Origin of the sequence: Streptomyces tricolor, from assembly GCF_002155905.1 — a bacterium.
In the GTDB taxonomy this organism is placed as follows: domain Bacteria; phylum Actinomycetota; class Actinomycetes; order Streptomycetales; family Streptomycetaceae; genus Streptomyces; species Streptomyces tricolor.
Genome location: NZ_MUMF01000225.1, coordinates 1 through 681, shown reverse-complemented (window position 1 = coordinate 681; position 681 = coordinate 1). Strand labels below are relative to the sequence as shown.

1 protein-coding gene is annotated in these 681 nt (G+C 66.7%); it reads right to left on the bottom strand.

Translation table 11 applies throughout. From position 1 onward, the window contains the following. Positions 1-402: DUF3662 domain-containing protein (locus CCN44_RS17195; RefSeq protein WP_143649808.1), on the bottom strand; the 402-nt coding region annotated here is incomplete at its 3' end. Positions 403-681 lie beyond the last annotated feature (279 nt).

Here is a 681-nt window from a genome sequence, read left to right as displayed (position 1 = left end):
CGCCTGCGGGGCCGCCTGCTGGCTGCTGGAGGAGGCGAGGGTGCGCGAGCGCACCCGGTACAGGCCGGTGTCCAGGTCGTCGGCCTTCTCCAGGTGGACCTTGATCGGGCCCATGAAGGTGTAGCGCTGCTGCTTGGCGTAGTCGCGCACCATGCCGGCCAGCTCGTCGCCGAGCTGCCCGGAGTAGGGGCTGAGGCGCTCGTAGTCCGGCGCGCTCAGCTCCACGATGAAGTCGTTGGGCACGACGGTCCGGTCGCGGTTCCAGATGGTGGCGTTGTTGTCGCACTCCCGCTGGAGCGCTCCGGCGATCTCCACGGGCTGGACCTCGGACTTGAAGACCTTGGCGAAGGTGCCGTTCACCAGACCTTCGAGACGCTGCTCGAACTTCTTCAGGACTCCCATGGGGCACCTCCTCCGTCCCTGCCGTCGTCTTGCCTGCTGTGTGCCGCTGCCTTGCCGGGTACTGCTGGTACTGCTTACTGATCGTATCTACGCGCCCGCCAATCAGCCGGTTCCCCCAGCGGCTCCCCTTCGAACTCCTGGCGCGTGTCCTGCTGCCATGGATCGTAGAGGCGGGCGAAGACCAGTGTCCCGCACCCGGCTGTGGACCCGGTCCGCCTCCTGGGGAGATGGCCTGGACCGGTACGAGGTTGATACGAGAAGCACGTCTCCTTGATACGC